Below are 6133 nucleotides of genomic sequence, written 5' to 3' on the forward strand. Positions count from 1 at the left end.
CTAACCAACTATACTACATTCAAACTAAATGATCAAGGTCAGCGGGACAGCGATTCCCTCAGATGAGGAGGGTAAGAGCAAGGTGAAATGGGTAAAGGAGATCTGCTCTGTGGCCTCCTGACTCACACCAGGCAAGATCAAAGGAGGCCACTCCTGGCGAGAAAGCAGCCGGCTTGTCAAGCAGCTACCTGCTTACGTGTGCTCATCTGCTACTGAGTGCAGGCCGCCAGAGTCACGGCGTCACAGTGTGTTACACAGAATTTGGCACGATGGTTGCTCTTACTGAAGAGTGTCAGGGATAGTCAGGAGCACAAGAAGCAGGGCCTTCCAGGTCGTCGTCAGGACCTGAGAGCTGCTTGTGCAGTTGCTGCGAGTCAGAGATGACACTTTGACCTGTTCAAGCCGAGCAAAGGAGAGACTCTATGGGCAGTAAAACGCATGATGCGATCCTTCCCGACTCTATGCCTTGGCGTGCTGCCCGGCTCTTACGCCGCGGGCGCTTTGGCCTGCTAGCCTTGCTGGTAGTCTGCGCGCTCCTTTTTCCGCATGGCCTCCGTCAGGTGCAGGCGGCAGGTACCGCCCCCAATGGGCCAGGCTACTCCTCGATCTGGGCGCCATCGAATAAGGCTTTTTTGGGCACCGCCGCCAATACTGTCAGCGATGTCTGGTTCACCGGCTTCAACGGCATCATTAGCGAGGTCTTCTTTCCAACCGCCGATATCGCCAACACTACCGACCTGCAGTTTCTGATCGGCGATAGCGGTCACACCTGGGTTGACGAGGAGAAAGTCGCTACCACTTCTAGTGTCCAGCTCTATAATGCTCATTCGCTGGCCTGGCAGGTCACGAATACTGCTAAGAGCGGTCGCTACCGCATTACCAAGATTATCTATACTGATCCCGCACGCAACTCGCTGATTCAGCAGGTCACCTTTACTGCTCTCAGCGGGACGCTGGCTAACTACCTGCTCTATGTGCTCTATAATCCGGCCATCCACAATGCCGGCAACAATAATACCAGCTCGACCCAGAGCTATAACGGGCGGACGATGCTGGTGACCACCGATAGCTCTGGCAACTACGCCAGCGCTCTGGCCGCTTCCATTCCCTATGTTGCAGGTATGACTAGCTCGGGCTTCGTGGGCGTGAATGACGGCTGGACCGATCTGAAGGCCTCCAGCAACTGCGGGAGCACGAGCTGTCCTGACTATACGATGTCCTACACGTATAGCCTGGCCAGTAATGGCAATACGGCCCAGATGGGTTTGCTTGATCTTTCAAACGGAGGCAGCATTAATACAAGTACAGCCACCTCGCTCACCTTCAATCTGGTGCTCTCTTTCGGTCAGACCAGCGGGAGTACGTCGGCGACCACTGTCGCTGAGCAGACGCTCAATGCAACCTTGAGTGATAGCTCGAATATGTTAGCCACCTACGTGGCCCAGTGGAACAGCTTTGACAATAGCCTCACCAGCCCGCCGGCGGTGGGCAGTACGACAGCCATCCAGCAGGCCCGGCAACAGGAGTACTATTTAGCAGCGAACGTGCTGAAGGCCTCTCAGGATAAGCAGACGGGAGCCTTTGTCGCCGGCCTGGGTACGCCCTGGGGTGATTCCAACGGCGACGGTGACGCTGGCTATCATCTGGTCTGGGAGCGCGATATGTACAAGATCGCCAGTGCCCTGATCGTGGCTGGCGATCGCGCTGACGCTCTGCGCGCCGTCCAGTGGGCTTTTAATACACAGCAGCAGTCTGATGGTCACTTTCCCCAGAACAGCTATGTCAATGGAACACCCTACTGGAACGGCATCCAGATGGATGAACAGGCTTTCCCGATTATCCTGGCCTGGAAGCTCGGAGTGACAGATAATAGCACGTTTGTGAACCACATCAAGAAGGCCGCCGACTATATCCTCAACAACGGCCCCCGCACCGGTCAAGAACGTTGGGAAGAGAATAGCGGCTATAGCCCGTCGACTATCGCGGCGGAGATCGCCGGTCTGCTCTGCGCCGCAGACATTGCCCGCGTCAACGGCGATACAACCGATCAGACTCGCTATACCAACGCCGCTGATTATTATCAGGGTATGGTGCCCAACTGGACGTTCACGACGACCGGCCCTCTGGGAGGAGGCTACTACTTCGAGCGCATCGATGGCAATGGTAATCCTAATGATGGCGCATCTTTGACGATCGCCAATGGCGGCGGTACCTACGATGAGCGGACAATCGTGGACGCCGGTTTCCTGGAGCTAGTGCGTCTGGGAGTCATGCCGGCGAACTCGCCTTATATCACGCTCTCGCTGCCGGTGGTCGACGCCACCATTAAAGAGACGGTGAATGGCTACCCCTACTGGTTCCGCTATAATCACGACGGCTACGGCGAGCACAGTGATGGCTCAAACTACAATGGTACGGGTATTGGGCGCCTGTGGCCGGTGCTGACAGCGGAGCGCGGGATCTATACGATCGCCGCCGGTGGCGACGCAGATCTCTATCTGAGCGCCCTGATGGCAGCCGCCAACGCCTCTGGAATGATCCCTGAACAGATCTGGGATCTGGCTGCTCCTGCTGGCTATACGCCCGGCACACCGACCAAGTCCATGAATCCACTCAACTGGGCAATGGGTGAGTATATCGTGCTCCTTTTCTCCCAGGCCAGCCATAGCGTGGTAGATATGCCCTCCATCACCTATAGCCGCTATGTGACCAACGCCTACCAGCCTCATAGCGGCTGGGTTGTCGACTACGATCCCGGTCAGCTCCACCCAGGCAAGGCCCTGACGATCTACTACAACGGCTGGCTGGCCTCGCATACCCATGTCTATATTCGCTGGGGAGAGAATGGCTGGCAGAATATTCCGCCTGATGCAGCCCTGGTCAAGCGCAGTGATGGGTTCTGGCAGGTGACGATTAGTGTGCCAACAGATGCCACGCAGATCAACTTCGCTTTCCATGACGACGCTAATAACTGGGATAACAATGGAGGCGGGAACTGGAACGTGCCTATCACCGCCTGAAGGCCATCAGCGGCGCAAGTCCACTGGTCGATCAGTCACCAGTCATCAGCTTGCACTCTTTCATCGGCCTGCTCAGGACTGGCCTGTCAGCCGCTGCCCTGAGTGGTGAGAGTTAGCTTGTCAGATTTTGACCCTTCCCCAACGAGCACAGTTGGCCCTGGTAGGGAAGGGACGAGGGATTAGCGCCCACGCCCTTTGTGCATCTTCCCTCGCCCTTCCCCTTTCTTCTCCATCAGTGCCGCTCTCCCCGTGAAGAGCAGGCGCCTTCCAGCGAGCAGAGGCCTAGCCTTATGCGCCACTGGCAGCAGACCACTGCTTGCTCTCCTACCCAGGAGCAGCTCCAGCCCAGCCAGCAGGCAGGTCCTCCCAGCTCCTTTACCGCGTACCGGGAGGATGATCAGGGTACCGCCTAGGGAACAGGCAGATACGGCCTCATCATCTCGTTATCCTCATGATCGAGAATATGGCAGTGCCAGACATAGCCCGGCCCCTGGGTAGGATCAAAAGGATAGAGATTCTGGCCCGGCCTGACCGCAGCAACTGGGGTGCTAATCGGAGCCCAGCGCACTACCAGGCGCGTGACCTGACCCGGATAGACCTTGATGGTGTCTTTCCAGCCCTCTTCACCAGGGTCAGGGGGATTGAGTGGAGCGCGCAGGTAGGGAGTGATATCGGGATTGCCTCCTAGCGCCCCGCCAGCGTTCGGCTGGCTATAGGGCAAGGGCGGGCCATATCCCGGAATGAAGACCCCCGCCGGATAGTGCACCGGCCCCCACGAGCCGTCTGGCCGGAGACCGTTATAGGTCCCGCCTGGGAAGAGCGAGTCATAGTGCGCCCGATAGCTGTCGACATCCAGCGCCTGACGATTGAGTAACTGGAACTGAACGAGATGAATGTGGATAGGATGAGCGTCCTCGGTGAGATTGGCTATTTCCCAGATCTCGGTAGCTCCAACGCGCGGGAGCTCGCTCAGGTAAAGGCCTTGTCCCTGCTGATCGGAGCGTGCTCCCGCGATCGGTTCCTGGCTCCCCTCACGTATGCCATCCCATTTTGTATTGTTGAGCAGCACCTCTACAGGCCCGCCGGGTCCTTCAACCTCTACCAGCACCAGGAGCCTCCTGACTATCGGTTTGACCCCAGGCGCAAGCGTGCCTGTTTTAGGGTTGGCGAGACGCACAAGGGCGGGTGGCTGGTTGGACCCACCCCGTAGGGGCAGGCCGCTGGCAGGATTGTAGCTTGTATCCGCTCCCGACAGAGGCAGCGAAACCCGGATTTGCATGATCCGCCCAGTGGTGGCCGGATCAGGAGGGTCACCATCCGGGAAGGGGGCCGGTGCGCTGTTGGTCAAGAGCAGCGTACGGCCAGCGTAGGGAGCGAAGTCAATGATCACGTCAGCACGCTCCGCCGGCGCCAGGAGGAGCGTTGGCGCAGCCGGATCGTAAGGATCATTGAGCTTGACCGGCCTATCTAACAACCCGCCATCCGTACCAATTTGCCAGAAGATCGGTCCCGACTGTTGGGTCTGGGCGTCGACTAGCCGCATCTGGAAGAAGCGCGCATTGGCAGCATTCAAGAAGCGAAAGCGATAGCGCCGCGGTTCCACTTGTAGATATGGCCAGGCCTTGCCGTTGACGACAATGACATCGCCAAAGAACTCGGGAATCCAATAGGGATGGATTGAGGGATTGGGCGGCGGCCCATTCAGTCCGGTAGGCTGCTCAGGTGGCGTTCCGTCGGGAAAGAGCAATTGGCCACGGGTGTCGAACTGGCGATCTTGAATCATCAGCTCGATTTCCTGGGCCCCAGCCGGCAGACCAAGGGGATTAGTCGGCTGCCCTGTATCATAGGCATCGCGGATCAGATAAAAGGCCGCCAGGCCGGAGAAGAGCGTCAGACGGGTCGCACCCAGCGTATGGTCGTGAAACCACAGCGTTGTCGCTGGCTGTCCATTAGGATACCAGTAGACCGCGGCATTCGGAGCCGTTGGCAGATAGGTGCTGTAGCCTTGGCCATGCCGCCCATCAGCTGTAAACCAGGCTTCGGGCGCCCCATCAAAGGCGGAGGGGTCCTCGCCTCCATGAAGATGAACCACCGCCGGAAAGGCCCCTACAAAAGGCGCGGTTGACCCCATCTGCCCTAAGGGGTCAGCCCAGTGAATGGTCTGATCAACTGTGAGTCGGGGCAAGAGCTGCGATTGCCCTGGTAAGGGCAGCGCATTGACGTAGGTCACCACCGTCGGCACTCCTTGCCGCGCTTCGACCGTGTAGCCAGGGTAGTGCGGCGGGCGCCCATCTACCTGGTAGCCCCAGACATAGGTACCAGCGCTGAACGGAGGGCTGAGGTGTGCGTAGAGACTAGCCGGCAAAATGCGCTGCTGAAATTCAACTATGCGCACCAGTAACTGAGAGGCGCTGACCCGCGAACCGCTAAAGGTAGGTAGCGGTTCGACAAACTGCGGAATCTCGGCCCCTGGCAAGGGTGTCTGAGGAGTCTGAACTGAGCCCGAGACGCGCGTCGCTGTCAGCAGCGAGAGTGGAAAGAGGCTCCCAAGACCCAGGGCGGCACCAACCTTGAGTAACTGTCTGCGAGTCGTCATAGGCTGACGCTCCTTTCCAGGGGTGCCTCGATGCAACGCGAGACGCGAGACACGTTGCGACACGATATTCCCCCTGTAAGACAATGCTGGTAACAAGGAGCAGTCTCAAGGCCCGATAGCATTAAGCGCGCTGGCCCACAGCCATTGATCCGCGCAAAGGAGAGGGGACCGAGCAGTACTAGAGGGAGACCGACGCCGTGAGGAGCGGAGAGGCTACCACTTTAGCCGGGTAGTCTCCGCGGCGCGAGAAGAAGCCTGCGCCGTTGAAAGTCAGCGTCCGTTGCTTGCCTCCTCTGTTCTCATGGAGCTACTCCCGCGAAATCCTTTCGCGCAAGGCCAGGCTCTGAAGCGGGGATTACACAATATGGCTACGTCAACCTTCCATTGTGTATAGAGATCGCTACTATCGCGTGGGCCAGACTACACAACAGGCTTTCCCAATAGAGATCTCACCTTCTTTCGATCGATCCCAAGACTATTGGATAGCTAAAGAGAGGATCAGGAGATTCATTAGTAG

The 6133-nt window shown here is 58.1% G+C and carries 2 protein-coding genes; one reads left to right on the forward strand and one right to left on the reverse strand.

The window, feature by feature from the left end; all coding sequences use genetic code 11:
* The first annotated feature begins 422 nt into the window (after positions 1-422).
* Entirely contained in the window at positions 423-3020 is a 2598-nt protein-coding gene (locus IRZ24_RS15465) for a glycoside hydrolase family 15 protein (RefSeq protein ID WP_297165859.1), read from the forward strand.
* A 409-nt stretch (positions 3021-3429) separates the two neighbouring features.
* On the opposite strand, the gene IRZ24_RS15470 is transcribed toward IRZ24_RS15465, so the two are convergent.
* Positions 3430-5616: a multicopper oxidase family protein gene (locus IRZ24_RS15470; RefSeq protein WP_297165862.1), complete on the reverse strand. Its 2187-nt coding sequence runs from the start codon at positions 5614-5616 to the stop codon at positions 3430-3432.
* Positions 5617-6133: the final 517 nt, after the last annotated feature.

Source organism: Thermogemmatispora sp. (assembly GCF_019683755.1).
Taxonomy (GTDB): Bacteria; Chloroflexota; Ktedonobacteria; order Ktedonobacterales; family Ktedonobacteraceae; genus Thermogemmatispora.